The organism is Bradyrhizobium sp. RDM12, from assembly GCF_051917485.1.
Lineage (GTDB): Bacteria > Pseudomonadota > Alphaproteobacteria > Rhizobiales > Xanthobacteraceae > Bradyrhizobium.
On the sequence record NZ_CM133064.1, the window covers coordinates 7,459,072 to 7,485,233 of the forward strand.

The 26,162-nt window shown below is 54.7% G+C and carries 24 protein-coding genes and 1 pseudogene; 12 read left to right on the top strand and 13 right to left on the bottom strand.

Annotation, left to right across the window (positions count from 1 at the left end):
* The first annotated feature begins 259 nt into the window (after window positions 1-259).
* From ACTGJ9_RS36325 to ACTGJ9_RS36335, 3 genes are all read left to right on the top strand, one after another.
* Window positions 260-1,480 carry a glycoside hydrolase family 16 protein gene (locus ACTGJ9_RS36325; protein ID WP_456674948.1) on the top strand — a complete coding sequence of 407 codons (1,221 nt, stop codon included), beginning with the start codon at window positions 260-262 and terminating at the stop codon, window positions 1,478-1,480.
* A gap of 291 nt (window positions 1,481-1,771) precedes the next feature.
* Window positions 1,772-2,728, top strand: coding sequence for a glycosyltransferase family 2 protein (locus tag ACTGJ9_RS36330; protein ID WP_456674949.1), 957 nt, complete (start codon window positions 1,772-1,774; stop codon window positions 2,726-2,728).
* Between the two features lie 152 nt (window positions 2,729-2,880).
* Window positions 2,881-3,528, top strand: a complete 648-nt coding sequence (locus ACTGJ9_RS36335) for a class I SAM-dependent methyltransferase (protein ID WP_456674950.1) — start codon at window positions 2,881-2,883, stop codon at window positions 3,526-3,528.
* A gap of 199 nt (window positions 3,529-3,727) precedes the next feature.
* Here the strand turns inward: ACTGJ9_RS36335 and ACTGJ9_RS36340 are convergent, their stop codons facing one another.
* Both ACTGJ9_RS36340 and ACTGJ9_RS36345 read right to left on the bottom strand, forming a co-directional pair.
* Window positions 3,728-4,858 (bottom strand): hypothetical protein, encoded by a 1,131-nt coding sequence (locus ACTGJ9_RS36340; RefSeq protein WP_456674951.1) that lies wholly within the window; start codon window positions 4,856-4,858, stop codon window positions 3,728-3,730.
* Between the two features lie 213 nt (window positions 4,859-5,071).
* Window positions 5,072-6,055: an NAD-dependent epimerase/dehydratase family protein gene (locus tag ACTGJ9_RS36345; RefSeq protein WP_456674952.1), complete on the bottom strand. Its 984-nt coding sequence runs from the start codon at window positions 6,053-6,055 to the stop codon at window positions 5,072-5,074.
* A gap of 94 nt (window positions 6,056-6,149) precedes the next feature.
* On the opposite strand from ACTGJ9_RS36345, the gene ACTGJ9_RS36350 reads away from it, so the two are divergent.
* Both ACTGJ9_RS36350 and ACTGJ9_RS36355 read left to right on the top strand, forming a co-directional pair.
* Entirely contained in the window at window positions 6,150-6,593 is a 444-nt protein-coding gene (locus tag ACTGJ9_RS36350) for a hypothetical protein (protein WP_456674953.1), read from the top strand.
* Window positions 6,594-6,884: 291 nt separating this feature from the next.
* Window positions 6,885-7,607: an ABC transporter substrate-binding protein gene (locus tag ACTGJ9_RS36355; protein WP_456674954.1), complete on the top strand. Its 723-nt coding sequence runs from the start codon at window positions 6,885-6,887 to the stop codon at window positions 7,605-7,607.
* Between the two features lie 72 nt (window positions 7,608-7,679).
* Here the strand turns inward: ACTGJ9_RS36355 and ACTGJ9_RS36360 are convergent, their stop codons facing one another.
* From ACTGJ9_RS36360 to ACTGJ9_RS36385, 6 genes are all read right to left on the bottom strand, one after another.
* On the bottom strand, window positions 7,680-8,432 hold the full coding sequence (locus ACTGJ9_RS36360) for a hypothetical protein (protein ID WP_456674955.1): 753 nt from the start codon (window positions 8,430-8,432) through the stop codon (window positions 7,680-7,682).
* Window positions 8,433-8,443: 11 nt separating this feature from the next.
* Window positions 8,444-10,765, bottom strand: coding sequence for a polysaccharide biosynthesis tyrosine autokinase (locus tag ACTGJ9_RS36365; RefSeq protein ID WP_456674956.1), 2,322 nt, complete (start codon window positions 10,763-10,765; stop codon window positions 8,444-8,446).
* Window positions 10,766-10,884: 119 nt separating this feature from the next.
* Window positions 10,885-11,538, bottom strand: coding sequence for a hypothetical protein (locus ACTGJ9_RS36370; RefSeq protein ID WP_456674957.1), 654 nt, complete (start codon window positions 11,536-11,538; stop codon window positions 10,885-10,887).
* Between the two features lie 180 nt (window positions 11,539-11,718).
* The gene (locus ACTGJ9_RS36375; protein WP_456674958.1) at window positions 11,719-13,068 is read right to left on the bottom strand and encodes an O-antigen ligase family protein; all 1,350 of its coding nucleotides are present in this window, start codon (window positions 13,066-13,068) and stop codon (window positions 11,719-11,721) included.
* Between the two features lie 28 nt (window positions 13,069-13,096).
* The gene (locus ACTGJ9_RS36380; RefSeq protein ID WP_456678739.1) at window positions 13,097-14,242 is read right to left on the bottom strand and encodes a polysaccharide biosynthesis/export family protein; all 1,146 of its coding nucleotides are present in this window, start codon (window positions 14,240-14,242) and stop codon (window positions 13,097-13,099) included.
* A 185-nt stretch (window positions 14,243-14,427) separates the two neighbouring features.
* Window positions 14,428-15,966 carry an undecaprenyl-phosphate glucose phosphotransferase gene (locus tag ACTGJ9_RS36385; protein ID WP_456674959.1) on the bottom strand — a complete coding sequence of 513 codons (1,539 nt, stop codon included), beginning with the start codon at window positions 15,964-15,966 and terminating at the stop codon, window positions 14,428-14,430.
* 1,291 nt (window positions 15,967-17,257) lie between these two features.
* Here ACTGJ9_RS36385 and ACTGJ9_RS36390 point away from each other — a divergent pair.
* Complete coding sequence (locus tag ACTGJ9_RS36390; RefSeq protein WP_456674960.1) at window positions 17,258-18,235, top strand: hypothetical protein; 978 nt, start codon at window positions 17,258-17,260, stop codon at window positions 18,233-18,235.
* A 307-nt stretch (window positions 18,236-18,542) separates the two neighbouring features.
* On the opposite strand, the gene ACTGJ9_RS36395 is transcribed toward ACTGJ9_RS36390, so the two are convergent.
* Window positions 18,543-19,151, bottom strand: coding sequence for a transglutaminase-like cysteine peptidase (locus tag ACTGJ9_RS36395; protein ID WP_456674961.1), 609 nt, complete (start codon window positions 19,149-19,151; stop codon window positions 18,543-18,545).
* A 161-nt stretch (window positions 19,152-19,312) separates the two neighbouring features.
* Here ACTGJ9_RS36395 and ACTGJ9_RS36400 point away from each other — a divergent pair.
* The 3 genes and pseudogenes from ACTGJ9_RS36400 to ACTGJ9_RS36410 all read left to right on the top strand — a co-directional run bounded on the left by ACTGJ9_RS36400 (window position 19,313) and on the right by ACTGJ9_RS36410 (window position 21,130).
* Window positions 19,313-20,054: pseudogene (locus ACTGJ9_RS36400) on the top strand (metallophosphoesterase family protein).
* 283 nt (window positions 20,055-20,337) lie between these two features.
* A complete protein-coding gene (locus ACTGJ9_RS36405) occupies window positions 20,338-20,724 on the top strand; it encodes a hypothetical protein (protein ID WP_456674962.1) in 387 nt (128 codons plus the stop codon).
* Window positions 20,725-20,827: 103 nt separating this feature from the next.
* Complete coding sequence (locus tag ACTGJ9_RS36410) at window positions 20,828-21,130, top strand: hypothetical protein (RefSeq protein WP_456674963.1); 303 nt, start codon at window positions 20,828-20,830, stop codon at window positions 21,128-21,130.
* A gap of 73 nt (window positions 21,131-21,203) precedes the next feature.
* Here ACTGJ9_RS36410 and ACTGJ9_RS36415 read toward each other — a convergent pair whose 3' ends face one another.
* The 4 genes from ACTGJ9_RS36415 to ACTGJ9_RS36430 all read right to left on the bottom strand — a co-directional run bounded on the left by ACTGJ9_RS36415 (window position 21,204) and on the right by ACTGJ9_RS36430 (window position 23,418).
* Window positions 21,204-21,620 (bottom strand): hypothetical protein, encoded by a 417-nt coding sequence (locus ACTGJ9_RS36415; RefSeq protein ID WP_456674964.1) that lies wholly within the window; start codon window positions 21,618-21,620, stop codon window positions 21,204-21,206.
* A 51-nt stretch (window positions 21,621-21,671) separates the two neighbouring features.
* The gene (locus ACTGJ9_RS36420) at window positions 21,672-21,956 is read right to left on the bottom strand and encodes a hypothetical protein (RefSeq protein WP_456674965.1); all 285 of its coding nucleotides are present in this window, start codon (window positions 21,954-21,956) and stop codon (window positions 21,672-21,674) included.
* Between the two features lie 639 nt (window positions 21,957-22,595).
* Window positions 22,596-22,751, bottom strand: coding sequence for a hypothetical protein (locus ACTGJ9_RS36425; protein ID WP_456674966.1), 156 nt, complete (start codon window positions 22,749-22,751; stop codon window positions 22,596-22,598).
* Between the two features lie 79 nt (window positions 22,752-22,830).
* The gene (locus ACTGJ9_RS36430; protein ID WP_456674967.1) at window positions 22,831-23,418 is read right to left on the bottom strand and encodes a hypothetical protein; all 588 of its coding nucleotides are present in this window, start codon (window positions 23,416-23,418) and stop codon (window positions 22,831-22,833) included.
* Between the two features lie 140 nt (window positions 23,419-23,558).
* Here ACTGJ9_RS36430 and rfbA point away from each other — a divergent pair, with 140 nt between their 5' ends.
* The 3 genes from rfbA (at window position 23,559) to ACTGJ9_RS36445 (ending at window position 25,919) form a co-directional block, all read left to right on the top strand.
* Window positions 23,559-24,449: a glucose-1-phosphate thymidylyltransferase RfbA gene (gene rfbA / locus ACTGJ9_RS36435; protein ID WP_456674968.1), complete on the top strand. Its 891-nt coding sequence runs from the start codon at window positions 23,559-23,561 to the stop codon at window positions 24,447-24,449.
* Between the two features lie 12 nt (window positions 24,450-24,461).
* The gene (gene rfbB / locus ACTGJ9_RS36440) at window positions 24,462-25,526 is read left to right on the top strand and encodes a dTDP-glucose 4,6-dehydratase (protein WP_456674969.1); all 1,065 of its coding nucleotides are present in this window, start codon (window positions 24,462-24,464) and stop codon (window positions 25,524-25,526) included.
* 219 nt (window positions 25,527-25,745) lie between these two features.
* Window positions 25,746-25,919 (top strand): hypothetical protein, encoded by a 174-nt coding sequence (locus ACTGJ9_RS36445; protein ID WP_456674970.1) that lies wholly within the window; start codon window positions 25,746-25,748, stop codon window positions 25,917-25,919.
* The last annotated feature ends 243 nt before the right edge of the window (window positions 25,920-26,162 follow it).

A 26,162-nucleotide genomic window follows, 5' to 3' on the forward strand; every position in this document is an offset into this window, starting at 1 on the left:
TGGTTACCATGAGAATATCTCCTTGTTTGTTAGCCGGAACTAGCTGAGCGGGAATTATTTATTATAACGCTTTCCTGGGCGACGCTGTACTTGCGACTTTTCCGAATTTTAGAAGCGGCATAAGAATGTCTTGATTTCTTTGGCGTCGGCCAGTTCTGTCGTGTCGTGGTGGATCGCGGAACGCCCGGCTCTGCGCTCTTGCCACATTCGCTTTGTTGATCGGCTAAGACTTCGGCTAACCGATTGAGGAGACATTCTAATGAAACAGTGTCGAGTTTGGGCACTTCTCTGCCTTACGAGCCTCATAGCCAGCCTCGCCAGCCCGGCGGCGGCGAGCGGATGGAAACTCGTATTCGGGGATGAATTCGATAGTTCCCAACTCGACCGAACTAAGTGGGCAACGCGCTATATCTACAGCGGCGAAACAACGGATCATCTGAATGACGAGGTTCAGAGATACAAGGACAATCAAAACCACATAGTTCGAGACGGAGAACTTCAACTAGTAGCGCGAGAAATGGGGCCGAACAACTTCGAATCAGGAATGATTCGATCCAAGCAGACTTTCTATTACGGCTACTTTGAAACCCGCGTGCTGTTTCCTAAAGGACGAGGCATTTGGCCTGCGTTCTGGCTAAACCCCGACTACGATGAGGAGGGACGGCTGGCGTGGCCACCCGAGATCGACATTTTCGAGTACGTCGTGAACGGCAAGGAGGATCTTGAAACGATGCTGCATTCGGCGGCGTCGACGACACCAAATGCTCCGCCTATTACCTATAGCTACCGAGATCCAAATTATGACACCCGATGGATGTCCTATGTCAATTCAACGCCGCTAAACGATGATTGGCATGTCTTTGGGCTTGTCTGGACGCCTGAGAATATCTCTATGTTTGTGGATGGAAAGAGGATCTATACGAGGCCCTATCAGTGGCTGAAGAGGGATGGCACCCTCGGCGCTCCAGCTCACGTGCTTCTGAACTTTGCGGTTGGCGGACATTGGGCCGGGCGGCATGGCATCGATCAAAGCCAATTCCCGCAGGCCTTCCGGGTTGACTATGTGCGCGTCTGCCAGTTCACAAGCGACGCATCTGGCAAACCTGAGTGCGGTGGCAGTAGATTCACCCCCAACCCCGCTGAATTTGGCTATAGGGCTGAACAAAACGACCTGCCCAAGCCGATCCTTGGACCGAAGACACTCGTTGTTCAATCGACCGGTTCAAGCAAGGACCCGATCAAACGTTTGGATATAACTGAGACAACGATCGCTATCGATACACATCTTCGACTTCCGAATTCGTGGCTAAATGCCGGAAGGAAGCTCGCTTTGTCGCTTCGTGCTCCCCAAACAAATAAGGAATTCAGCAGGATCACGCTTCCGCTCGATACGACAACACTTGATGCGTCATCAAAGGAGCAGCTGAAGATTCCAAGATCTCTACCGGGGGGGCTTACACGGTTCAGGCGACTATCTTGACAACTAACCAGCCTAGTCTGCCAGTACCGGTGAAATGCGAATCCTCGCTCGACAGCAGCGCCAAAGCCCTGACGTGTCCAATAGCAACAATCTATTTGGATGATGTCAAGTGAGCGGCGTTTTCATTCGAGCTTCCCGCGAGGGCAAGATGACGGCACACTTAAACGAACGACGGTTGAGCTGGGTTCATACGCATGGTCGATGTCTTTAATTTTTGGGTTGATCAACCGTCGCTATAAATCTAATTTGGTGTGTGAGGGGAAAGCCCTCAGAATTGAATAGAGCTAACGATTGACCTCTCCTCCCCTCTTCTCCGTCTTGATGCCCGTACACAACGGGGAAGCTTATCTGGCCAAGACCATAGAAAGCGTACTGAATCAAACGCTATCAGACTTCGAGTTTATCATCGTCGATGATGGCTCGACGGATCTTACGGGAGAAATAGTCTCAAAGTTTGCCCGTCGAGACTCGCGGATAAAGGAATTTAGAAAAGTTAATTCCGGAATTAGCGAAACCTTAAACATTGGCTTAGCGAACGCGCGCGCCGAATGGATCTCAAGAATTGACGCAGATGACTTGATGCTTCCAAGCCGCCTCGAACGCCAATCCGTATTCATTCGTGAGCATCCAGATGCCGCAGCGTTCGGGTCCTACTACGATCTAATCGATAGTCACGGAACGCGTAAGTTTGTCCGGCGCCCACTCCCTCGAACTGGCGATGAGCTAGATGATTTGCTTGCTCGCGAAGAAGCAATTCCATTCACTCATCCAACGATGGCCTTTCGAAAAGAACTCGCCTTAAAGCTTGGCGGCTACCGACGAGAATTTGAACCATGCGAAGATGGAGATTTGTTCGCTAGGATTTTGCAAACCGGAGCAAAAATACTTGTTCAACCAGAAGTTCTGACACAGTACAGGGTACACGAAAATTCGATCTCCAGCGGAAACGCTGTTCGAATGTATACGAAGCTTCGATTTATATTTTCAAACTTTTATAGAGTTCGGAACGGAGAAGAGCCGTTAAGCCAGCTGCAGTTCGAAACTAGATTAAAGAACGGATCTATTGGGACTCGCATGAGATGGTCGCGGGACTTAGCGTGGCACGTCATGATGGTAAAGCAAACGGCATACGCGGTGCAGAATCGGCAAGTTCGCGCCGCGATTTGTCTCGCCTCGGCCTGCCTTCTTCGACCTGACAGATTGGCTCGTCGTGGGTTAAGAGAAATATCCAAGCTAAAATCTGGTTAGAGAGATTCTTGGATCGGCAGTTGCGTAGGAGCCAGTATCCTCAACCTCATTATTGGAAGGGTTAGGCAAATATCTAGGCAGAGCGAAGTGGATATCGCGGTTGCGAACGATGATAATCCGCCCTAAAATCTGAAGTAAGGGAAAGGCGTATCATGTCGCAGACCAGCACTAGCTTCTTCGGACGAGCTAACCAATTTACTAAGATCTGGAAGGGAGGCTATTTCGAAGGCAATCCGCTAGACCCGACGACATCATCCACATACGTCGTATACGGCTACAATAGCTTTCTATACACGACTTATCTCGTGTGCATAAAACCCTTCGTCAATAAATCTACAACTGTGCTTGAAATTGGTCCGGGTCGGGGCGCTTGGACGAAAACATTTGTCCATCTTGGCGCTCAAAAAATCTATTGTCTTGACGCGGCGCCGCCTGAACATACCGGATTTTACGAGTACGTAGGCAGGCATGATTCAATCAACTACATTACGGTCGATGACACAAACTTGGATCAGATCGAAAATAACAGCATCGATTTTTTCTTTTCATTCGGAGTTTTCTGTCATCTTCCACGGGAGATCGTTGCGGGCTACATCCGAAACTTAGCCTCAAAAATGAAACCGGGAGCAAATGGTTTCATGATGGTGGGTGATTTTGATAAGTACAATAGATGCATAGAGAGACGTTCGACGATATTCAACTATCACAGTAGATGGGTATTGCCCTTCAAGTTACTCTGGCAACTTCTCAAAGTTGTCTTCCCAGAAAAAATACGGCTTACGAAAATTAAGCCCTGCTGACAAAAATGCGCTAGTCGATCAGACGGGTTTTGGAAGCTGGTATCACTTTTCTACAGACGACGCATGTAAGCTCATTCAAGAATGCGGCTTTAAAATTATAGAACGAGACACGGAGGTCTGCCTCCGAGACCCCGTTATCCATTTCATGAAATGACATCACAAGACCAATTCCACCCCCGAATTTTCTATTTTGTGTAGCTCAGTGTTCGGACTTGCCCTTGTACCGCACGCCAACCTCGTGAGATTCGCTGGGGGCGCCAAGCTGTTTTGGCATCGCCGGCCAAAGGCTGATGCAGATAAAGATAACGGCCATAAAGTCTGGCGAGAGAAGTTGCCCTCCTGAAGCAAGCCAAGCATATAAGAGGGCTACTCGAAATTCAGGAGAGGCCCAGCTCGACCAAAGCGCTTTAAGCAGATAAGTCAAAATTGCGATGAAGCCCAGAAGGCCGTATTCATAAATGCTCTTTGCCCAGGTGGGGTCGTGACTGCCACCAATCGAGTTGAGGGTTAATGCCGCGGCCGTAATTGAACCAGGGCCATGTCCCAGGAGCGCCGCCCAGGGCGGAAAATCAATATCTCTTTGCAATAGAATGTATGGCGCAATAAAGCGCGCATAGCCACTCGTTTTCGGGGTCGTAAACTCCGCCACGCGGTTCGTAAAAATTGACAGATCAAGAACTTCGCTTACGACCACGTAGAATATTGTGAACACGGCTCCGAGAACAATAGCACGAGCGAGCGAGTTCAACCGTATCGGAAAGAACAATCCGACCACCAGAATGATGATGCCGGTTCCTGACAGCGAGACCAGCATTCCTCCACTGAGGATTGCGAGACGTATTGGCCGCTTGTAGTGGAAATACTCCAGCAACAACGCGATAGCGCAGAGCATCGACATAAAAGACGGCTCGCGCAAAAAGAAACCATTTGATTTTTTTAGGCCCCCGGCCGCTTCGATCACGGTATTGTAGACACCGCTCGCCTTGATCGGCTCAGGTATCAATTTATACGATGCAAATAACCAATCGTCGTGGATAGCGAATTGTGCAACAAATTGTACTCCACCGATCACGGCAATTAGCGTTGCATAATCGCAGAATTTTTTTATGGCAAACGGACGCCAATTCTCGTTTGCTTGAGACTTGGCAACAAAGGCCAATGGAAAGTAGATAACAGCCAACAGGAAAAATGAGGGGGCTGATGGCCCCCCGTTTGCCTGCAAGCTGACGACACCGAGAAATACGACAGAGCTGTAGAGCAGAAGGCCAGCCAAACTCAACCGGAACACCCCAAAGGCGAGGCCCAACACGAGAACCAAATAGATCGCCACTAAGCTGAAATTGAGGGAGTATGATCCAAAATTGATACCGAACTGTGGAAAGATAAAAATCGTAGAGATGACAATGGAGATAGATAAGCGAAAAAAAGCGCCGGAACAACGCTAGGTTTTGCTGCTCTCGCGGTATTGCGTTGCAAAAAGGGACCTTTGCGGCCTTTGCGCCATTCCAGCGCTTGATCTGAGACACGCGGCTGCATCACGGGCTCAGTCGAAATCTCTCGTTGAGGAGCTCTGCTTCCAATCTCGCAATGAGGATCCGAGATCGAATTGATACTTGAAGTCTCGTTCGATCAATTGCCGCGGAATGACATTAGTAGAAAACCGGAGCTTCTTGAGGCGCTCGCGATTGATACCGGTCCGAAGACCTATCATCTGCAAAGCCTCGAACGGGAGTGCCGCGGCGTTCATAAGCCAGACAGGGCAATTTAAGCGCGGAAGACGATAGCCTGCTGCCTCGGAGAACGCCTTGCAGATATCGCTAATTGAGTAGCGCTCTTTGTGGCAGAAATTATAGGTGAGCAATCCCTCGTTTCGGCCTGTCATGTAGAGCATGGATTGAACGAGATCCTTGACATAACCGCACGACTTGATTGTGTCAGTTCGTCCAGGATAAATGAAAATGCCCCGCGACAATAGCCGCGACAACCTTGTGAAGTTTCCGCGTTCTGACAAACCGTAAATCACGGCTGGCCGAACGATAGTGAGACGGCGGCTCGCGTCCTCACTCTGCCAAAGCTTTTGGATTTCTTCTGCGGCAAGCTTGGACCGCCCATACGCACTGACCGGCTCCGGCTCGAAGTCCTCGTCGATTACGTTCTCGTTTGGACCATAGACCGAAATCGAGCTGGTAAAGATGATGGTCTTGCATCCGATCTGTCGCGCAAATTGACAAACCCGAACCGCGCCCATCACGTTTGTATCGTAATATTCCCAATCCTCGTGCCCCGGCGTTGTGTGAACCGCCGCAAAATTGAAAATATCTGTTTCCACGCCCGGCGTCGCGAGTTGGGTAGGAATTTGCTGTCGAACATCCAGATTCACATATTCGGCGCCACGATTGGCAAATCGCGGCTCGGCGACATCGACACTAACTATCCTCGCGTAACGCTTGGCGTCGACAAGGGCTTGGATCAAATGTGAGCCAATAAAACCCGCCCCGCCAAATACTATCGCTTCCCGCTGAGGCATTCAGATCGCCCTACTCGTTGCATCAAAAGGTGGATTTCCTTATACCTACACGTAATCTGCCGCCCCGAAAAGTGCCGTACAGGACGATTGAACGATGTTGGCTAGGCTCTCTCGTCTATTGGTGCTCTTTGCCGTTTTTTTGGCGGTGGCAACCTTGCCCAGCAAAGCCCAGCTCTCGAGCTTGACACCCACCACGGCGCCGATTTTTGGTGGAACGGCAGGCCTGCCCGCGCCGCCGGCAAACCCGTTCGTGCTTCCAGGAGCGAACTTCATCCCGATTCACAAGGGCCCCTCGGGGGTACCTTGCATCCGGGTCACAGGGATCTCTCGCCCGCAAACCGTGAATCCCCATATCATCGAGCAGATGGTAACGGCTGTGAATTCCTGTCCTAAAATGATTAAGCTCCAGGTTTGCTATTTTAAGTCGAAGGACTGCATCGCGGTGACCGTCAATGGATCGTCCTCCGTTCAGACAACACTAGGTATAACTTCCGGTATCATGGATTTCCGCTACGAATATCGTGAACTGGGTTCATAGCGTTGGTAGCAGATATCGTGCCAATCAGCGCTTTGGCGACAACGACAGCTCGGCTGATCCTATGCATCGCGCTTTTGCTCGAGATCAGCGTAGAATTGCATGCGGCACCGCTTTCTCGTTTACAAGTATGTTTGGACAGACCTCTAGCCATGAGTGAGGCGGGCTCAATCATCGCGTTAAAGAGAGGCTTTTTGCTGACGCCGGCTTGAGATCGAATTTGCGCCGAAGACCGTTCGAGACCACTTTGCGTACTTCGACAGCAGGCCCATTGGCTCGATAGGCCTTGCCAACGTGTTCGATTTCTTACGTGCGCGCGCCGACGGTCACAAGGTTGTAGCGTTTGCATCGGCCTATACGCGCAGCCCGATCGTTTTTTATGCCCGCCAGGACTCGAATATCCGGTCTGTAACTGACATCATGGGTAAGGCAATAGCTTATGATCGTGGCACCCCCGCCGCGATTGTATTCGACGCGCTCCTGGCGAAGAACAATCTCTCGCAATCAAGCCTGAAGCTTATTCCAAATGCTGCTTCCGCGGAAGCGCTGAAAGCGGGGCAAATCGACATCCTGCCGGGTGAAATCGGGAAGGAGTCTCACTTGCTGGATCAATTGGGACAGCCTTTTTATCAGTTGAATCCTTCCTCGTACGGGATCCACCTACCCGGCAGCGTCTACTTCACGACAGAGGAGACCCTGCGAGCCCAGCCGGACGTTCCGCGTAGGTTCCTGTTCGCTTTGGCCCGAGGGTGGGAGCGCATCTATCAGAAGATGCCCGAGGATCTCGCAGTGCTTGCTGACGCTTTGCAGTTACCTCAGAACCTGACGAAGGTTATATTAGACGAACAACGAGCCTTTCTCAGACCGTCCGGCATTCGTCCTTTCGAGCTTGACACATTCTACATGAAGTCGGTCGTATCGCTGCTCGTCCAACAGCGCCTGATCAAAACGCCCCTGCGCTTGGCTGATGCTCTTGATCTTGATGCTGTAGGAGAGGCCTCTAGACAACGCTGGTAACAAAACCATTAGGGCCGGCTATACCAGCTGCCAAGCTCGCTCTCTTTCCGCGCTGATCTTGGATAGCCGGCCTTACCTCCACGGCCGCTGTTCAAAAGGCTCAAGGCCCGGGATGTCAAGATAGCTTCCCTTGCTGCGTGCGTACTTGGCAAACTCGTATCGTTTAAGTTCTGGCACCTCAGAAAGACCGGCAAGCAACACGTCCCGCTTGGTCCACCCTGCCCCCATAAGGTTTGCATAGGCTTCTACATAGAAGCTGGAACGAACGAGAGCTGCGAATTCGCGCTTTACGCGATCCGCCATGTCTGGAGGCAGTTGATCGAGCACAGCAAGAGCAAAACCGTTTCGTTTGACGGCAATCCATCCTTCATAGGGCCCGGTATCGTAGGACATGCGAAGAAAATCGATCGATCGCTTGTTCAGCCCATTCTGATTGACGTCTATCCAATAGCTAAGCAACCAGAGAAACGATAGGCTGGGGTTGCAGGAAAGCGCAGCGGCTACGCTGTGCTGAAGCTCTTGAAACCCGACCGAGGTGCCTTCTCGATTTGCAGAAGAAACCGCAGCCTCGTAGAGACGCAATTGGACGATCGCCTGAGCATTAGCTTTGGACGCTTCACACCGCGCGTTGGCAGGCGATGAAGCGACCAGCAATCGTCTAAGGTACTCGGTATCGAATATTCGCCCATCGATGATCGCCGCCGCCGCGCGCTGTAGTTCATAGCGCTTAGCAAAAATCGGCAGCGAGGCCGCACCCCAAACAGTGCTGGCTACGCCGATAAAGAACAGCCACGCCGGAATAATCAGCCTAACAATCCCGACCATGCGCCAGTCGGCTAAGACGTGTAGCCGTAACGGTGATAGTGACGATTGTAGTAATAGTCGCCCTCTCCCGCTCCATATCGAGCCATCGTCTTGATATCGACCTTGTTGAGCACGACGCCGATCAATTTATGCTGGAACACCGGCATTTCGGCCATCGCCCGCTCAACGACATCCACCTTTGTACGAGCCCACTCGACAACGAGAACATACGAGTCGACCAATTTGCCCGTACCTCGAACGTCGACAATAGGAGCAACCGGCGAAAGATCGAGCACGATTCGATCGTAGCGCTTGCGCAAGACTTCGAACAAACGCTCCATCGCTTCCGAAAGCAGGATGTCGCTGGTATGAGCCAATTTGCTTTCGACCACCGTCGGAAGGAAATCTAGCCCCGTCGCTGCGTCTGTCAGAATAACGTCATCCAACGATGCTGATCCAAGGATGACTTCTAACAGACCCGTCTTTGCTCCAGGCGCCAGCAAGCTCGTAAGAGATGGATTGCGCAAATCGCCGTCAACGAGCAGCGTTTTCACTCCACTCTTGGCCAACATCGCAGCTAGAGCGGAGCTGATCGTCGTCTTCCCCTCATGAGGCAATGTCGATGTAAGTCCGATCACTTTCTGCGAAACGCTATCGATTCCACTGAGCTCAACGGCCATCCGTATCGAGCGAATGGATTCTGCGGCCCGCGAAAACGGCTCATTGACAATAACGTCCATTAAGCTGCCGCGGGAACCAATTTCCCATTTGAGTTCGTCCAAACTGCCCGTGGGCGAACCGGTCGCTTGCCGCGGCGCTCCAGGTGATTTCTCTCGGGACAGCAACCTTTTGATGGGCGACAAAAGTCCGGCACCGAACTGCGGACCAGTGCGCAAGTCCTGCCCTCCAACCTTAGGGACAATGGAAATACATGGGATACCAAGCCGACTTTCAACCTGACCGCTTGTGCGGAACACCCGATCCGATAGATCCCGAAGTGCTGCAAGACCGAATCCCAAAAGGCCGCCGCCAAACATGCAGATAGCAGCAACGATCCAGGTTTTCGGCCAACTCTTGCCCAGCGCCGGCGTAGCCTGCGAAATGACCCTGGCCTCGGTCATGGGGAACGACTGTTGTTGAACCGAGACCATGTAAAGTTGCAAGAAGTTATCAGCCAATGCTCGCGAACTCTGCGCATTGGCTTCAAGATCTCTTAAGATGATCTGAGCCTGATTGAGTTCGTTTGACTGGCTGATCGACTTTCCGAGGCTGTCGCGAACCGATTGCTCTCTCGCCTTGGCGATTTCCAAATCGCTTTTGTAGGACTCGGCGATGCGCCCCAACTCATCGCGAATCGAGCGGCGGATCTCGCGCATCTGATTTTGCAAGTTGATAACAGCAAGATGCTGAGCGCCGTACTTTTGCGACCAATTCGACTCCCGCGCAGCGAGGTCAAGATACTGAGATCGCAACTTATTGATGACGTCGTTGCGCAGCGTATCTGTAACCGTTGCGACGTCGCTAACCAGCGCGTCCTCTTTGCTATTGCTGAGAATATCGTGAATTCGATCAGACCTAGCCTGCGCCTCAGCAGTGGTCGCACGGGCCACCGTCAACGAGCTATTCACTTCCGACAACTGCTGCTCGTTGAGCAGCCGCCCGCCGGCATCTACAATGTTGTTTTTCTGTTTGAACTCAACAACAGCGCGGTCAGCCGCGGAAGCTTGCTCTCGAAGCTCGTTTAGGCGGTCTTGAAGCCAGGTAGCAGCCCGCTTCGTGGCTTGATACTTGGCCTCAAGTGAATCGACAATATAGGCCTCGGCGACGGCGTTCGCGACCTGCGCCGCGAGTGCGGGGTCCTCCGACTGGTAGGTAATCTCGATGACATAGCTGAGCATTCTGCGCTTGATCGCAAGCATGCTCTGAAAGCGACCAAGGGCCCCCTGCGTCAGTCGAAAATCGTCCGGAGCGGGACTGTCGTCACCGAACGAGAATAGATTTAAGACAGAGCTGAGCGCTCCCGGGCCGCCGACGAATTCCGGTTTTTCTTTGAGCCGCAGGTCCTTGATCACGGCGAGTGCGATGCTCTGCGACTTCATGATCTCGACTTGGCTGTCAACCATAGAAGAGTCGATAGGCGTATCGCTGCCCATGGGACTTTGCTGCTGAAGCAGCTGTGTTTTGCGGCTGTCGATGACAAGCTCTGCAGTGCTCGTAAATCGCTTAGGCGTCGTCAGAAGATATCCGGCCCCGAGCCCGCAAAAAAGCAAAACCACGAATGCGATCAAACCGTACTGTCGGCGACAGATGGCCAAAGCCCAAGAGATCATCTCTTGAACGGGCTCGGCGTTCACGCCGTCAACTGTAGAACGCTGGGAAAGCTGAGATCTTTGAAGCATGCAATCCGTATGGTTTGTCGCCGGACTCGCGTCAGCGGGATACTCGTGCTGCCCCGAACCGCGCGGCGGACGGCCTAAGGGCTAACGCTGGTCGTCGCAGTATTAAACACCGTGAACGAGGTCGCGCTCGCCGAGGATGTTCCACCCGTAAAATAGTTGGTCGACGAATTCAGCGTGCTGTTGGAGCTAAACAACGCAATCCCCGTGCCAAACGAGGCACCAGACTGCAGACTTCCTCCCGTCGAACCGCCAGATGCGCCGCCTGATACGCCACCGCCGCCTGCAACGCTCCGGATTGGGCTACCGGTTGCTGCAGCATATGCGTTTTTGGCGTCTTCGGACGGAGTCGCGGCAAGCTGCGTCTGGATATCGATTGCAAAAGCCGGATCCGGACGAATACACAGGCCAGCGGCCTGTCCAAGGCCGGTACCGATTGCGCCCTGCTGAGCCGAATTTGCGGTGGAAAGAAGGGCGATGACGATCGGAAGTGTGGCAGGATTGGATGCAACCAAGTCACGCACCTGCCTGATCAGACTTGGCCCACCTTCCGCGTTTTTCGGATCCTGAAGCAACTGGCGGGAGTTACCTAGGAACTCGTCAACTGTGGTCGCAGGGAGCTGTTGATCCGGACCGTAACAGGCAGCAAGGGCCTGGGCAGAGACACCAACGAGAAACGCTATCCCCAACGCGGCGCTGATCCTAACTCTCAAACGATTTCTCACGATCAAGTCCCACCTTCAATATGCGGATTGGTTGAGTAATTTTATCGCAAAATCAATCGAATAGAAACCTCGTTATCAGCAATAGTTAACGGGCGCCGACCGTGTCATCTCGGCATAGAAACCGATCGTTCCTTCAGGCCAAATATCCAGAAAGGCCGATCAGAGGCCAATCACAATCAGATTAGCTTACTTGCCTTTAATGACGCACCGAACGCGCCGCTTTGCCGGACATTGTGCTAGTCCAGCCCCCACCAAGCCAAGAACAACAATAGTAAGCCCAGGAATTTGCAGCGAAAAATCGATCAAGGAATGCAGCATCGCAAGGGATAGGAGAGCGATGCTAGCGAGAGGGAAAATCCGCCCTTCCCGTCGATTCCGGACACCGTTGATCAGGACGGCAAAAATAACTCCCACAGCCAACGTAACGAGTAGCGTGAAGGGGATTCCCTGCTCGGCCGCCAACTCCAAGGGCGTACTGTGCGCTCGATCCCAGATGCCAAAAGACGAAATGTCGCTTGGACGGTAAGCCGGAAAAATCGAAGCAAACGTCCCAAGTCCCGCTCCCCACCAAGGATGATCCGAAATGAGCCGGAGAACAGATCGATAGACGGATAATCTCGCGCTATCGACGAGCCCCTCCACTGCAACACGCCCCGCGATTCCTGCTCCTACAATGGCCATCAGGGCCGCGAATAGAGCCGTCCCGCCGGCTAAGGTGTACCAGGTAGACGACCGCCCTGTCCCCTCGAAGGCCCAAGTCAGAATACTAAAGGTAACGAAAATAAAAAGGAGCGAACCTGCCCGCGACCCTGTCATGAACGTGGCTGACAATAGCAGAATGAATACGGCGAAGTTCACTATGACCTGATACGAACCGCCGCTCCGAATCAACTCGCTCAGCTGATGTTGCTGCACGCGAAAGCTGGACCCGGAGATGCTCCGCAACAATCGCAGGAGCCAAAGAAGGGCGCATGCCCCGAAATAGACCGCGGCCGTGTTACGATTGATAAATGTCCCAGTAAGGACCGAGCGGTAGGCGACTTTCTCACGCCAAAGCACCGTTGCCGGATCCCAAATAAAACTAACAATTGCATAGGCGCCATAGACGGCCCCTGACCATGCAACAACCGATAAAATAAGCCAGGCCGACGAACGTTTTTCGCCAAGTATAAATCCGCAAGAGAGAGACAATGCGGCTACGATTTGCGGCGCGACTGCATAGAAAGGTTGATCGCGAACGACGGAGACGCGTGGAGCAAGGGGTTGATCAAGCAGGCCAGCGGCTAGCGGCCAGACGTGATCGCCAAAGCGGCCTACGATAGGGGCGAGCGCGGTAGTTTGTATGAAGAGCAAACCGGCCCAGGCTATGGCCACTATCGAAGCGCAGGCGACGAACGAAATCTGTGCTCGGGTCGGCGAGAGTGGAACCGAAAGCAGCAATGTTCCGCCTAATGCGACCACCCAAACCGAGAGAACGGCCTCGTCGGTCGAGCCAAAGGCAGAGGCGCCAATGCGATGACGCCACAGAACAAGCAAAGAGCAATTCGCTTCCGAATTGCACCCATTACTGACGCGAGGTGATTCTCAGGATTTGGACGTTGTTGGCCGCAACAGTAGCGTCGTTTGCAGTCGCGATAATGACGCGCACGTACTGCATAAATTTCGCGCTATCCACCGTCGCAGCATTCGCTGCGAAAACGACGTCTTTATCCCGCATCTGGAGTTGGTTCGCGAGGAAATATCCGGCCGGATCCCGAAAATCGACATTGTAAATCACAGGAACCGTGGGCTCCACGAATTTGGAGCAATCCACGCCAAGCCTTTCAGCTAGCTCGCGCGGCTCGCGTCTGTAAAGGTATACACCCGAAGGTTCTGCCTGCGCGTCGAGCAGGCCACCAGCCTTGGCAACCGCCTGGGCAAGATTGATCTTCCACATGTCGAAGGTGAACTGTCCCTGGGTTCCGGAAGCTCCGAACGCAAGGAAAACCTGCGGCTCGCGGTAAACATAGATCGTATCATCCGGGTGAACCCAGACGTTATTGGCAGGCTGATAAACCAGCGCGCCGAACGGCACGGTTGCACGTTTGCCGTGTCTTTCAAGCGTTACCCATGTCTCATAACCTTGCCCCTTTGGACCTCCAGCCCGGGTAATCGCATCAAGCACGTGCTCGCCCGCCGAGAGAGCTGGCAGACGCGCTGGCGCGTTCACCTCACCAAGTACAGAGATCAAGGAAGTATTCTGGGTAGCTAGCGACACAATGACTTGCGGCTCAATGGCTCGATTGCCGATCGCTCTGATAATTTCTTGCTGGATCTCAGCTGGAGTCCGGCCTGCGGCCTGTATGGCACCTGCGTAGGGAACAGTTATCTTGCCGTCAGTGTCGACGTTCTGGTTCGGCAACTGGACAAAGTTTCCCGGCCTCACACCCGCTTCTGCCGGAATGAACAGACCTCCCGCCGCGGCCTCAAAGACGGAAACGGCAACTACGTCTCCGATACCGAACTTGATTTTAGGGGGCGGACGGTTGTCCGGAAAGGACGCAGCCAGCGCACCGGGGCCATATTCCTTAAGAATATTAACAACTTGCGGCGTAAGTTGCACTAGACCATAGTCAGGCCCCGATCGGGTGATTTCACTCTTAATAACGTGGTCTTCAGGACCCGACATAGGCATAATCGAGCAGCCTGTCGAGCTGAACAAGACAACCACCATCGCCCCGACTAGGAGGAATCCCCGCTCCAACACACTCAATGTCCCCAATGACCAGATCCCAAACTCGGCGAATTCTCAAGACGAGTCAATGATACGGCTACTCTTGAGATCGCTGCACCGGCAATAACATGGACGTTGTTGCATCGCGGTTACAGCGCAGCTTGGCGACGGCCAAAAGCGCCTCAATAGGCATTCCTGCGGGTGGTAACTTCCAGACAGGTCATCATAAGGATCTTGAGGTCAAGGACCACGTTCCAATGGTTAATGTACCAGAGATCACAATCGATCCGGCCCTTCATTTGCTCGACCAGTTCGGTCTCTCCCCTAAATCCCCTCACCTGCGCCCATCCCGTGATGCCTGGCTTAACGTGGTGCCGATACGCATAGTCCGATAGCAATTGACCATAGTAACTATCATGAGCCAACGCATGAGGCCGCGGCCCGACAAGCGACATGTCTCCCAAGAGAACGTTTATCAATTGGGGAACTTCGTCGATGCTTGTCCGACGAAGTAACCTCCCAACGCGGGTGACACGAGGATCAAAGCGCTTTGCTTGGACAACGGCCGCCCCATCCTCCATAACTGTCATGGAGCGAAACTTGTATATATAGAACTGCTTGGTATTAAAACCATTGCGGCGTTGTCGGAAGAAGATTGGGCCTGGAGAATCCAGCTTGATCATGATCGCGCTGCAAATCATCAGCGGCGCGAGTAAGAAAAGACCGATCAAGGCTCCAACGACATCGACAGAGCGCTTGGATATTTGCTCCGTCCGCGACAACGGACCGCGTTGAATCTCGACGGACAAAGTTGTCCGAAGCGTGAAAGATGGGTTTCCGGCTAGCGAGCGGATACGTTGGTCCGGCAAAAGGCGCGCCGGAAGAGGCGACACTCGCAAGCTGTCGCGAATGAGCTCAACTTTGCGCGTATCACTCCAAGGGAACGCCAGAACGATCTCTTCAGCTCCGCGGACCCGCGCAATATCGATAGCGCGCGCCAAAGCGGCTGACTCGCCGGCGCCCATGGCAAAGCCGCCCTTGCCGGAAGGAAACACCACCCGCTCGACTTCAGTGATGCCGAATTTTTCAAGCAGCTCCCCGAAACTAAGGGAGGCCAACTCCTCACTCGTGCCCAACAAAATGGCACGTCGCCCGATAACTTGGCCTTCGGCTACAACACTACGGATGAACCGTCTCGCAACTCCCCGCCCCGCCATCAGCAAGACAGGAGTGAGCACTCCGAAACAGACGACCGAGCCGCGAGAATAAACCGCACCACTCTTCATAAGAAAAGCAAGGGCGGTGAGCATAAGACAGACAAGAGCCCATTGTGCGAAAATGCGCCCGCTGTCCCGTTGCCTCTTCGCCAAAACGACGCGAAGATCATATCGTCCGGTGGCATGACCAATCAGCCCATAAAGCAAAGCAGCAACCGGCCCAGCTCCCAAGACCGGCTCGATATGATCAAGGGTTCCGTTAGCGGCGACCTGATATAGGGCAGTCCCGACCATGCTCGAGAGCATAATCGTAGCAGCGTCGAATGATGCTATGAGATGCCCCAGAGCAGCATAGGGAACCTTGATGCTTACACGCCGCGTCGGGTAACGGCCCTCAGTGCGAGGCTGGCTCGATTCTAGGTTCGACTGGCCCGATACGGGTCGGTTTTGGGCGACCTCGACCTCTGAAGTGCCCGACACTGAACTGCGAGGGAGCAAAATCACCTCCTAAAAATTCGGACAACGCGACCTAACTCACCATTCAATCACAACAACACTTGTTATATCGCATTGCAATAAAATAATGCACTGCATTAAATCAAATTTGAAAGACCGCGCACTGAATGCCCGATCCTTGGCCGTTGAGTCAAGCCGAGGTACAAACGCAAAACCTCAGACGAAAGTTATCGATGATCAAAATTGGCCTCTGGGGCCTCATATCGATATTAGTGTTTGCTTCGATGCCCCCTCCGAAGCGGAAGAAAACAATCTAGATCGGCCGGCTTGCGCAACTCAGCCTCCGCAAGAGTGCGACATGCAATACCTGAAGCAGATTGGCAAAGGTAGCATCGTCACCCAGCTGGACGGCGGATGGCAGTTGGTGAAAACAAGGCCCCCATCAGGGGGGTGGACGCCGTGTCGATCATGCGCGTTGTGGACACGAGGAACTCAGACCCGGGCCTCGCCGGACTTAGCTTCGCATGCCAGGGCGACGGAACTATAAGCGCGATTGTGATACTCGTGCAGCCGATGTCACCCGGCTCCCGACCACGCGTTAGCTTAAGATCAGGTGCAAGCGACGCTCTCGAAGTGGAGGCCACTGTCGGTCCAACAGGGCGCTCTCTGTCGCTCCCGCTGCCCGCGCGAGAACTTGCGATCAAGGATTGGCAGCAAGCAGCAGAGCTCGATGTCGAGATTGGGAAGAGGGAAACATCGATGCGAGGGACTGTTCCCGTCGGAGGACTGGCCGCCGCGTTTCGGCTCCTTAACTCCAGCTGCCCTCGGCATTAGAGATTGAAATCATTAAGGAACCTCATTGACAGATCCTTAGGGCGAAGGGAGCAATGGTGACGCCGGAGACAGAAAATGATTCCGCGGCCATATTCCTTTTTCTTACGGGTGCAGTGTTAGCCTGGCGTTTTCGCGTCTGGATTCTAGTGCCGCTCGGTCTGACAACTGTTCTGGGCACCCTGCTTCTTCAGCTCTGGCTTGACTTTGGCGCCCTGGATGCTTGTGGCAACGGTTTTCTGCTGAGCGCAACGCTACAGCTGGGTTACTGTTTTGGTCTAGTCGCTAGAAGCGCGCTTCCGATGCGCCTTAAGCAACGCTCGCCTCAGAGAGCATTCGTTGCCGCCCTATATGAGCAACGTTCGATTAACAAACCTCGATGACGCCGAGCGCTCACCTCGCCTGATCAGTCGTAGACGCTGTCGACTGTTGGCGAAGCCATACGCGCGTGATAGTCGGGAGAACTGGCAAGCGACCGCTGCTCAACCTCACAATTTCCGTTACCCACTTGCAAATCGCCTATTATCTCCTCGCCTCGCTATTGGTTGCGACTTTGGCCGGGCCATTCCTTCCCGAAAGTCTTGTGCAACACGGGGCTTTCATTATTTCTGCTCTTTTGTTGGTGTGTTCGGTAGCGGCAATGCCCGCCACGGAGTTTGCGGCCGCGACATCAAGCCTGAGACGATGCGCCGCAGCGATGCTCCTGCCAATCGCTTGGATGTTGATGCAGCTGGCGCCAATTCCGTTCGCTCTGCTTGGGAATCAAATTTGGTCCAGCACAGCGCTCGCGTTAAATGAACCGTCACTCTTTGGCCGAATAAGCGTCAACGCGGGAAGCACTGTAAACGCCCTCATTTGGTACTTGGCGATCCTATGTCTGACGCTTTCGACCGCACTTCTCACGAACGACCGTCGTCGAGCTGAAATCACACTATTTGTGCTCACAACTGTCGCGACTTTTTGGACCCTCGGGGATTTGCTGGACTTTGCTTCGATCGCCCCTGGCCTTCGTCCCCTTGGCGGTCACTTTATGGTCGGCTCGATCGCTGCAATCGGTAATGCCGCGATCATGACCATGATCATCGGGCGACAAGCGAGACGTGCGGACAAGTCACGCGCTTCACTTCTCTCGGGCATTGCCTTGGCGTTGCTTGGCATCATGACGGCGTCAGCCTCCCTAGCCGTTCGCGGGAATAATCACGCGCTGGCGTTAATCGGCCTCGCTTTGGCTATTTTGGCGTTTGTTGCGATCGCGCGCCGAATGGAACTCGCTGCATGGGTTTCGGCAGCCTTTATTACGGTTCTTGTGCCTGTCATCGGTTGGGTGGCGCTCTCATCAATGAGAATGTCATTTCCATTCGAGGTTATAAATGCAGCCTCATCGAACGCGCCGAGCTCAATCGCACTAGCACAACGCGCTTTGGTAGGATCCACTTGGCTAGGAGAGGAGTCGGAACGTTCGACCAACTGGCTCGCGTTTATCTAGGCTATGGCGAGATGAGGGTACCCGCAGCTTCCTCGACGGCAATACTGGTTATTGTTGAATGGGGACGCTTTGCGCTTCCGATTCTTTTGCTCTGCGCCCTGCAGATTTTCTTTGTCATGGTACGAGGCGCTATTGATCGAGGACGAGACTCGTTCTATTCGTCCGCTGCGGCAGCCGTTTTTGCAGTATCGATCGGCCAAGCGTTCGCGGGCAGCAGCCTATCAGATCCATTGATCCAGATTCTACTTGCGGGAACGGTCGGTCTTGGCATTTCGCAAAGCTCCGGCAGGACTTCCAGTGTGTCGACCTAAACCTTGGCGCTGGCAATCGTTGCCCATAATCGCGAGTTCGGCACTTGCATGCGAACCCAGCGATACGGGACACGCGACCAAGACTTTATCTGTGACGTGAGATTGTCGAGCACCAAATCTCCATCGCCTGTCCTGACGACCAGAACGAGATGATGCTCGCCCGAACTGACGATGACCTCACTCAGTAAAAGCGACCGGGATGGCCAGCCGCGCGCGAGCAATTCGTGTCGCTTACTTACTGCGTAATCATTGCAATCGCCCCGTGCAGGATTGATCAGCCACTTCTCGCCGGCAAGCCCAAGATCATTCGGTTCGGGCGCGATGGCGAGGTTAACCATTTGGTTGACCTCCCTGAGGTCCGCCAGCTTTTCGTTGGTCAGACGAACCAGCCCGGGACGGAAAATCGGCTGCGCTCGGCACTCCTGTGCGTACCGCTGACAAAACTGCGTGTAGGCCATCGGCGGAAGAGCCGGCGCGGCAGCCTTAATCCTTTGCATAGACGACTGCAAGTTCATGGGTAGGCCTACAAAGCCCGCATGAGCCGGCTTGAGTGTTACGATCGCAATTGCCATGCCTGCAGCGGCCAGCGTCCATTTGTTGCGCATTGGTTGCTCCCCGTAGCATTATTGGCTAGGAGGCTACCCACCAGCGCTTTAAATACTGCGCCGATGCACGCATTCTATTTAATAAATTGATGGCTATAGTCTTCGGACTGCGTTTACCAATCCGCCCGTCGAGGTTCACCGACCGGATACAAACTCGACCCATGATAAAGCTGCCGCGCTTGAGGACTAAACCGGCCAAACCGAAGTTACCGGAAGGCATACGCATCTACGCGCTAAGCGACATTCACGGGTGCGCGGATCAGCTTGAGCAGATGTTTGCAGTTATTGACCGGGATCTGGCGAACATCGGCTCCCGGCGTGCAATCCATTTATTCCTTGGGGATTACGTTGATCGAGGCCCGGACTCAAAACGAACAATTGACCTCTTGATCGATCGGGGTCTGAAGCATGAATCGGTTTTCTTAAAGGGCAATCATGAAGCATTCTTACTTAGCTTGCTCGATGATCCAGGCCAATTTCACGCTTGGCGGCAGTTTGGGGCCCTTCCGACGTTGACCTCCTATGGCCTAAGACCTTCGCTCAACCCCGATCCCCTCGAGCAGGCAGAATTGATCCGACAGCTGCAGCTTGCAATGCCAAGATACCAGCTGAGATTCTTGAAAAGCCTCCGGGCGCGTTTCGTTTGTGGAGATTTCTTCTTTGTGCATGCAGGTGTCCGGCCGGGCATACCGCTGGCCAAACAAGACGAACAAGACATGCTTTGGATCCGCGATGAGTTCCTCTCAAGTAACGAATACTTTGGGAAGTATATAGTTCACGGGCATACCCCCCGTTCCAAACCCGGATGTGCGTCCCAACCGGATAAATATCGACACCGGAGCTTATGCGACCGGGAATTTGACCTTGCTAACGATCCAGAACGACAGTTTGCTCGCCTTGTAATATGGGTAACCCGCGAATGACTCCCTCGGTCCGCGTTCGTATGACTTTCTTGACCCTGGCCTTAATCGTCGGTTGCTACGGCATTGTCTCCGCGGCCGCGCAACTGGGATCGGAACCCCGATCGCAATTTCCGAGCGATCCAACGAAGATTTTCGGGCAAGCAAAGCCAGGATTCACATGGACCATGTCCTCGCCCTGGTTTAGACCCGATTTGGAAAGCGACGCCACTTTGAACGAAACATTGCGGGTCCTTGAACCTGGTCGAGGAGGAGGCGGAGTCTCCTTGGAGAGCGAGCAAGCGCGATCGCATCTCAGGCAGATACTTTCGTCCGCCCCGTACGATGCCGAGCTTTGGCTTGCACTTGCTGTGCTGGAGGACCACTACGATCGGGGCGGCCCTGCCTCGGTCAACGCCTTGAAGATGTCCTATTACACCTCGCCGACCGCGCTAGAACTTATGCCAGTGCGGCTCGATACCGCGACCCTCTCGGATGCGACGACCGACGCCGACCTGGCAGAGTTGGTTCGCGGCGACCTGCGTTTGATGCTAGCGCGGCGCCCCGATCAAAAACCAGCAATCGTGCGCGCCTACCGACGTGCGTCAAGGCATGGGAAAAGTTTTCTCGAGCAGGCTGTAGGGACAATCGACCCCCTTTCGTCTCACGCTTAGGGGTTAGGGCCCGCCAGCGCTTGCGCTTGCCATTTGCGACGTAGCGCTTACAATTGATCCCAATCGGGAGAATCTACAGCATGCGGTCTTTTTTGGACTTTTCTTGGTTGGCGTCAGCCTGATCGTATTAATCTCGCCGTCCGCGGCCGCCGACTATGCCGTCCCGCCGGTTGCCGTCCGCCATGCGGCCAGCATCCCGTATATCGATCGCGGCTCCAGCCCCTATTGCGGTCCCCGCTGTGGTTGTCCGATCGTGGTCAAAGTTCGGCACCGCTCGCTTGAGCAGGGCTATTCATCCGCGTTTGACCCTCGAACGCGCGGCGAGCCCAATTACTATTACGGTCGGGTCCGCACATATGCGCGCTACACCCACCCGGCATTTCCGGAGAATGTTCTTCAGTATTGAGCTGTTGGAGCTTCGACCGATCGAGTTGACCAGTGCCTACCTGCGTTCAGGTGTGGGTATGACCGGGATTGGCCTAACTCACCCTCTCCGCCTTTAACTCGGGAAACCGGCTGAGAATCGCCGCCCTCAAGAATTTGAAATGAGCGATTGAGGAACCAAGTTCCTTAAGCCGCCGCTGGCCGTTCAAGATCTCCTTGTCGAAGAGGTCTTGATGATGGTTGTCAAGCGCCTCGCGCTCAAGATATTCGTCGTTACCGTTGCCGAAGGTCACTGCAGCCCGTGCCAACACATCTTCCACCCGGCGGTTCAGGCCCGACTGTTCCCGCTCGGCCGCCTGCAGAGCGTCTTCGATCGCTATCATGATAGTTTCAATGCGAGACTGATCTGTTTCGGCATCGCGCTCAGGGGAACGAGCACGGAATTCCTGCTCAGCCCGGCTGTGGCCTTTCAGAAAGTTATGGGTGCGGGCCCGCAAAAATAGCTGAAACATGCGTGCATTTTCCGATTGAAAGCGCCAGACCAGAAAATGGGTCTAGGATGGTTAATAAAGGCTAAAGCCCCCGCGCTGCTCAGCCCGATTTTGGGCCATCCATGCTTTCCAGGCGCCTTCATGCTTGGCGTACAATTCCAGCCAACGCTGCTCGCCCGCAATCTGCCGCAAAACGCTTTCGCCGCAGACAATATCGCCATTTACCAAGGCAGCGCCGGGCTGGCTATCCAGCCGCTCGAACTCGAACGTCTCATCGAGGGTCAACCCGATCAGGACCCGTCGCCCACCCGCATCGACGAAATATCGCCTCGGCGCGCTATTCATAAGGTCAGTCATGATGCGCTGGCTCTCGCAAGATCCAAGGACCACTCAACGTATTGAAGCGGCGACCATAAGCCCGGACAAACAGCGAAAGCCCGGTACGAACAAAGCAACGAGCCAGATCATCCACAACCACCTAAACCCGACAGCAAGGAAGCAATCAAAGGCCTTCAAAATCCGTGGAGCACTTAAACTACCACCGTATAAGCGGACAATGGCAGCTGCGATTTAACCTAACTAGACAAGGTTACTTCGATGATCGTGGACCCAGCCCACCGTCTACCCGTCCATGCAAACGCTAGACCGGAGTATCGACATCTTCTTCCGGCTGTACATCCTTAAAATGATCTGCGCGCAGCTGGCCGAGACGAGGGTGGCCCGTACGGTGCGTAGAGCTGACGCACGTGCATCCGCTTATGCGATCGCCACCTACGCGCGGCGTAGCCAGAACCGAAGCCGGCAAGGAAGATCAAGATCACGATCAAGAATGGCGTCATTGGGAAGTCTTTTCATTTGCGGAACGTTTACATCTCCCAGACGCAGCATTCTCATCGTGCAGTTGTGTCAGCATGATGATGAACGCCGATAGTTTCGTCATCAAGCGAGAGAAATTTTGGGCGGCAATCTGCTTGCGGATTAGTCGTCGGCCTGCGATCAGCTAAGGAACCACAGGACCAATCTCACCAGCGACAGTGTGATGAAATAAACCCAACCGGCCATTGCGACGAGCACAATGATGAAGAACGCGCCTTCGAATGCCCGTTCTCTGATCTTGGTGAAAGGAAATGCCGCCCAGGTCTTTTGAAGCATTTGCGTATTCGCATTGGTCGTTTGCGCAATCATAGACGAACGAATTCGACGATCTCGTGACGCGTCATCGTAAAACGCGTCACAAGAATTTTTCTAGAGACCATTCAGCAAAGCAATGTTGCCTGCGCGCATCATGATTGGATTGTGAACCGAAGTTGCCTGGACATTCACGATTTCGCGCGCGACGACTCGATTCGTATCGGCCGGGACAAAATTCGCGAGGCTCCAGCGCGACGGAATAAAATAAGTGTCGTGCAACCAAGCTAGCGGGGGCTATCGGCACGAGGTCCGGAGTCTGTCCATCCGCGCCGGATCGACCGCGAAACAGAAAGAAGCCCTTGTCTGTGGAGACAATGTCTCCTGATTGTAGCGTGTCGCCGCCGAGCACTCGCTGGGTGGCTATCTTCTCAGGCGGATCCGGCGCGAACAAGCGCAGCGGAGCATTGTGCTGCCAATCTCGCCGCGCCCGCTCGGCACGCTTGCGCGCATCTTCGATCCGGCGCTTCCAATCTTCGCGAGGGATCAAACTGTCGGGGGAAAGAGCTAGGTCGTTCGCCGGCGCCTCGGCTGCCGGCACCTCGTCGCCCGCGCGGCCTGGCCCCGTCCATGCCTGGGCAGCAACAACCAGTACGAAGGTCGCGACGAAATGGGCCTTCATACGCGTCATCACAGTCGTCCAGACTTGCCGCCTGCAGTATAATCCGTCGGGTGGGCGCTGTCTGCGGGGTGCTCGGTCGAGAAGCCCCTTGCACACGCCGAGGCATGCATTATCACGAGGCAGGCATTTAGTTTGGGCTTTGAGGACGCATGAAGGGTATTATCCTGGCAGGAGGAACGGGCTCCCGGCTCTATCCGGTGACGGCCGTGGTGTCGAAACAGCTCCTGCCTGTCTTCGACAAGCCGATGATCTATTACCCGTTGTCCACCCTGATGTTCGCGGGTATTCGGGACATCCTCATCATCACGACTCCCCAGGACCAGGTGCTGTTCCAGCGGTTGCTCGGCGACGGTTCCGAAATCGGCCTGCGTTTCTCTTATGCCCATCAGGACAGCCCGCGCGGATTGGCGGACGCCTTCATCGTCGGCCGAGACTTCGTCGGCAAGGACCCGGTCGCCCTGGTGCTGGGTGACAACATCTTCTATGGCAACGGTCTACCGGAGATGTTGAGCCGGGCCGCCGCGCCCAAGCGCGGAGCCACGATCTTCGGATATGCCGTCAATACGCCGGATCAATATGGCGTGGTTGAGCTCGATGCTGGCGGACGCGCGCTGTCCCTCGAGGAGAAGCCTGCGCAACCGCGCTCGAACGTCGCGGTGACGGGGCTCTATTTCTATGACAATGACGTTCTCGACATTGCCGCCGGGATTTCGCCGTCCGCGCGCGGCGAGCTTGAGATCACCGACGTCAACAGGGTCTATCTGGAGCGCGGAGAGCTGTTCGTTCGGATTATGGGGCGCGGCATGGCCTGGCTCGACACCGGCACGCATTCCTCGCTGGTCGAAGCTAGCCATTTCGTCCAGATCCTCGAGCAGCGCCAAGGGCTGCGCATCGCCTGCCCAGAGGAAATTGCGCTGCGGCAGGGCTACATCTCCCTTGAAGCCTTCGAGAAGCTGGCGCAAAAAAGCGCCAAGAGCGGCTACGGCGAATATTTACTGTCGGTCTACCGCTCGTTTGAGCGCAAGGCGGACGGCTTCTGAAGCAGGGACCGAATGCGCTTCGAGGGCATCACCATTTTCGTAACCGGCGGTGCGGGCTTCATTGGCTCGGCCGTGATCCGCCATTTGATGGCCGACACCGGTGCGCGCATCGTCAACATCGACAAGCTGACCTACGCGGCCAATCTCGACTCGCTGCCGGGCGCAGTCGGCCATCCGCGCTATGCTTTCGAAAAGCAATGCATCGGCGAGAGCACCGGCCTGCGTGCATTGTTCGAAAAGTACCAGCCGGATGCCGTGATGAATCTCGCGGCGGAAAGCCACGTCGACCGTTCGATCGACGGCCCGGCGGAGTTCATCCAGACCAACGTGATCGGTACCTTTACGTTGCTTCAGGAGGCACTGCGGCACTGGCGGGGACTGACGCCTGCGAGGCGCGCGCGCTTCCGATTTCTCCACGTCTCGACCGACGAAGTGTTTGGATCGCTCGGCGCCAACGGCATGTTCAGCGAGGATACGGCTTACGCGCCGAACTCGCCCTATTCGGCGAGCAAGGCCTCGTCCGATCATCTGGTCCGCGCATGGCGGGAGACCTACGAGCTCCCCACCATGGTGACCAACTGCTCGAACAATTACGGGCCATATCATTTTCCCGAGAAGCTGATCCCGCACATGATCATCCGCGGGCTGGCGAACGAGCCTCTGCCGGTCTACGGCGACGGCGGCAACATCCGCGACTGGCTGTATGTTGCCGACCATGCGTTGGCCCTGACGCTGGTGCTCGAGCACGGCACGGTCGGCGAGACCTACAACATCGGCGCACGCTGCGAGCGCAGCAATCTCGACGTCGTGGCGCAAATCTGCGAACTGCTTGACGAAATTTCACCGCCCATCACGGGTTCGCACCGCGGGCTGATCAGCTTCGTCACCGATCGTCCCGGCCACGACCGGCGCTACGCCATAGATCCCGGCAAGATCGAACGCGAACTCGGATGGCGGCCGCGTGAAACTTTCGACAGCGGATTGACCAAGACCGTTCGCTGGTTCTGCGACAATCGAACATGGTGGCAAGACATTCTCGATCGCGGCTATCAGCAGACGCGTATCGGCCTCGGTTGAAGAAATCCCGTGGTTATACGGGAGGCACGTGCCGAATTTATCTCGGTACGGTTGAGCAGTTAGCTTAACCCGCGTTGTTTGTTGCGAAGTCTCACCGATCGCATAACCATCTTCGCACCGGGCTTTCCCCAAGAGTCCGGCCCCACCCAAGCAAAGCCGTCGAGCGACATGGGTCGCTTGGCGGCTTTGTCTTGGATTTGCGAGAGGAACAATTTGGACATGGCGCGCAAGCCCTGGTCATTCAAGGAAGACCGTCGGTTGATGGAGCTGGCCAGGTCTTGTACTTCACTGGAAGAGGCGGCAAAGCAGCTGGGTCGGTCGCCCCACGCGGTCAAGCGCATGGCACTGCGCCTTGGCTTGTCGCTCAAATCGAAGGCCACCAACCAGGGCTGACAGATCCGGTCACGAGGCCAGTTGACGCTAGACGGCCGGTGGTTCTGTGCGTCGCTACCGTCTCAATGATGCACTTCGTCATCCTTTGGCTCGCCCTCGACGTCGCTTTCGTGCGCTGCGGCTGTGGATCACCCGGCCTGTCGACCGCGGGATCCAGGTGCACCGTCATGAGTTGAGCGTCGTCCGTGTGAGACAATCCTCGCGCCGATAGGAGTGCCCTACTAACCACGTGCGCGCGATCAA

What these genes read in the sequence shown, in the direction of transcription:
- ACTGJ9_RS36325 (WP_456674948.1), top strand. Translation starts at nt 260, where the DNA reads ATGAAACAGTGTCGAGTTTGGGCACTTCTCTGCCTTACGAGCCTCATA.
- ACTGJ9_RS36335 (WP_456674950.1), top strand. Translation starts at nt 2,881, where the DNA reads ATGTCGCAGACCAGCACTAGCTTCTTCGGACGAGCTAACCAATTTACT.
- ACTGJ9_RS36345 (WP_456674952.1), bottom strand. Translation starts at nt 6,055, where the DNA reads ATGCCTCAGCGGGAAGCGATAGTATTTGGCGGGGCGGGTTTTATTGGC.
- ACTGJ9_RS36350 (WP_456674953.1), top strand. Translation starts at nt 6,150, where the DNA reads ATGTTGGCTAGGCTCTCTCGTCTATTGGTGCTCTTTGCCGTTTTTTTG.
- ACTGJ9_RS36360 (WP_456674955.1), bottom strand. Translation starts at nt 8,432, where the DNA reads ATGGTCGGGATTGTTAGGCTGATTATTCCGGCGTGGCTGTTCTTTATC.
- ACTGJ9_RS36395 (WP_456674961.1), bottom strand. Translation starts at nt 19,151, where the DNA reads ATGCGCAACAAATGGACGCTGGCCGCTGCAGGCATGGCAATTGCGATC.
- ACTGJ9_RS36415 (WP_456674964.1), bottom strand. Translation starts at nt 21,620, where the DNA reads ATGTTTCAGCTATTTTTGCGGGCCCGCACCCATAACTTTCTGAAAGGC.
- ACTGJ9_RS36420 (WP_456674965.1), bottom strand. Translation starts at nt 21,956, where the DNA reads ATGACTGACCTTATGAATAGCGCGCCGAGGCGATATTTCGTCGATGCG.
- ACTGJ9_RS36425 (WP_456674966.1), bottom strand. Translation starts at nt 22,751, where the DNA reads ATGCTTCAAAAGACCTGGGCGGCATTTCCTTTCACCAAGATCAGAGAA.
- ACTGJ9_RS36430 (WP_456674967.1), bottom strand. Translation starts at nt 23,418, where the DNA reads ATGACGCGTATGAAGGCCCATTTCGTCGCGACCTTCGTACTGGTTGTT.
- rfbA (WP_456674968.1), top strand. Translation starts at nt 23,559, where the DNA reads ATGAAGGGTATTATCCTGGCAGGAGGAACGGGCTCCCGGCTCTATCCG.
- rfbB (WP_456674969.1), top strand. Translation starts at nt 24,462, where the DNA reads ATGCGCTTCGAGGGCATCACCATTTTCGTAACCGGCGGTGCGGGCTTC.
- ACTGJ9_RS36445 (WP_456674970.1), top strand. Translation starts at nt 25,746, where the DNA reads ATGGCGCGCAAGCCCTGGTCATTCAAGGAAGACCGTCGGTTGATGGAG.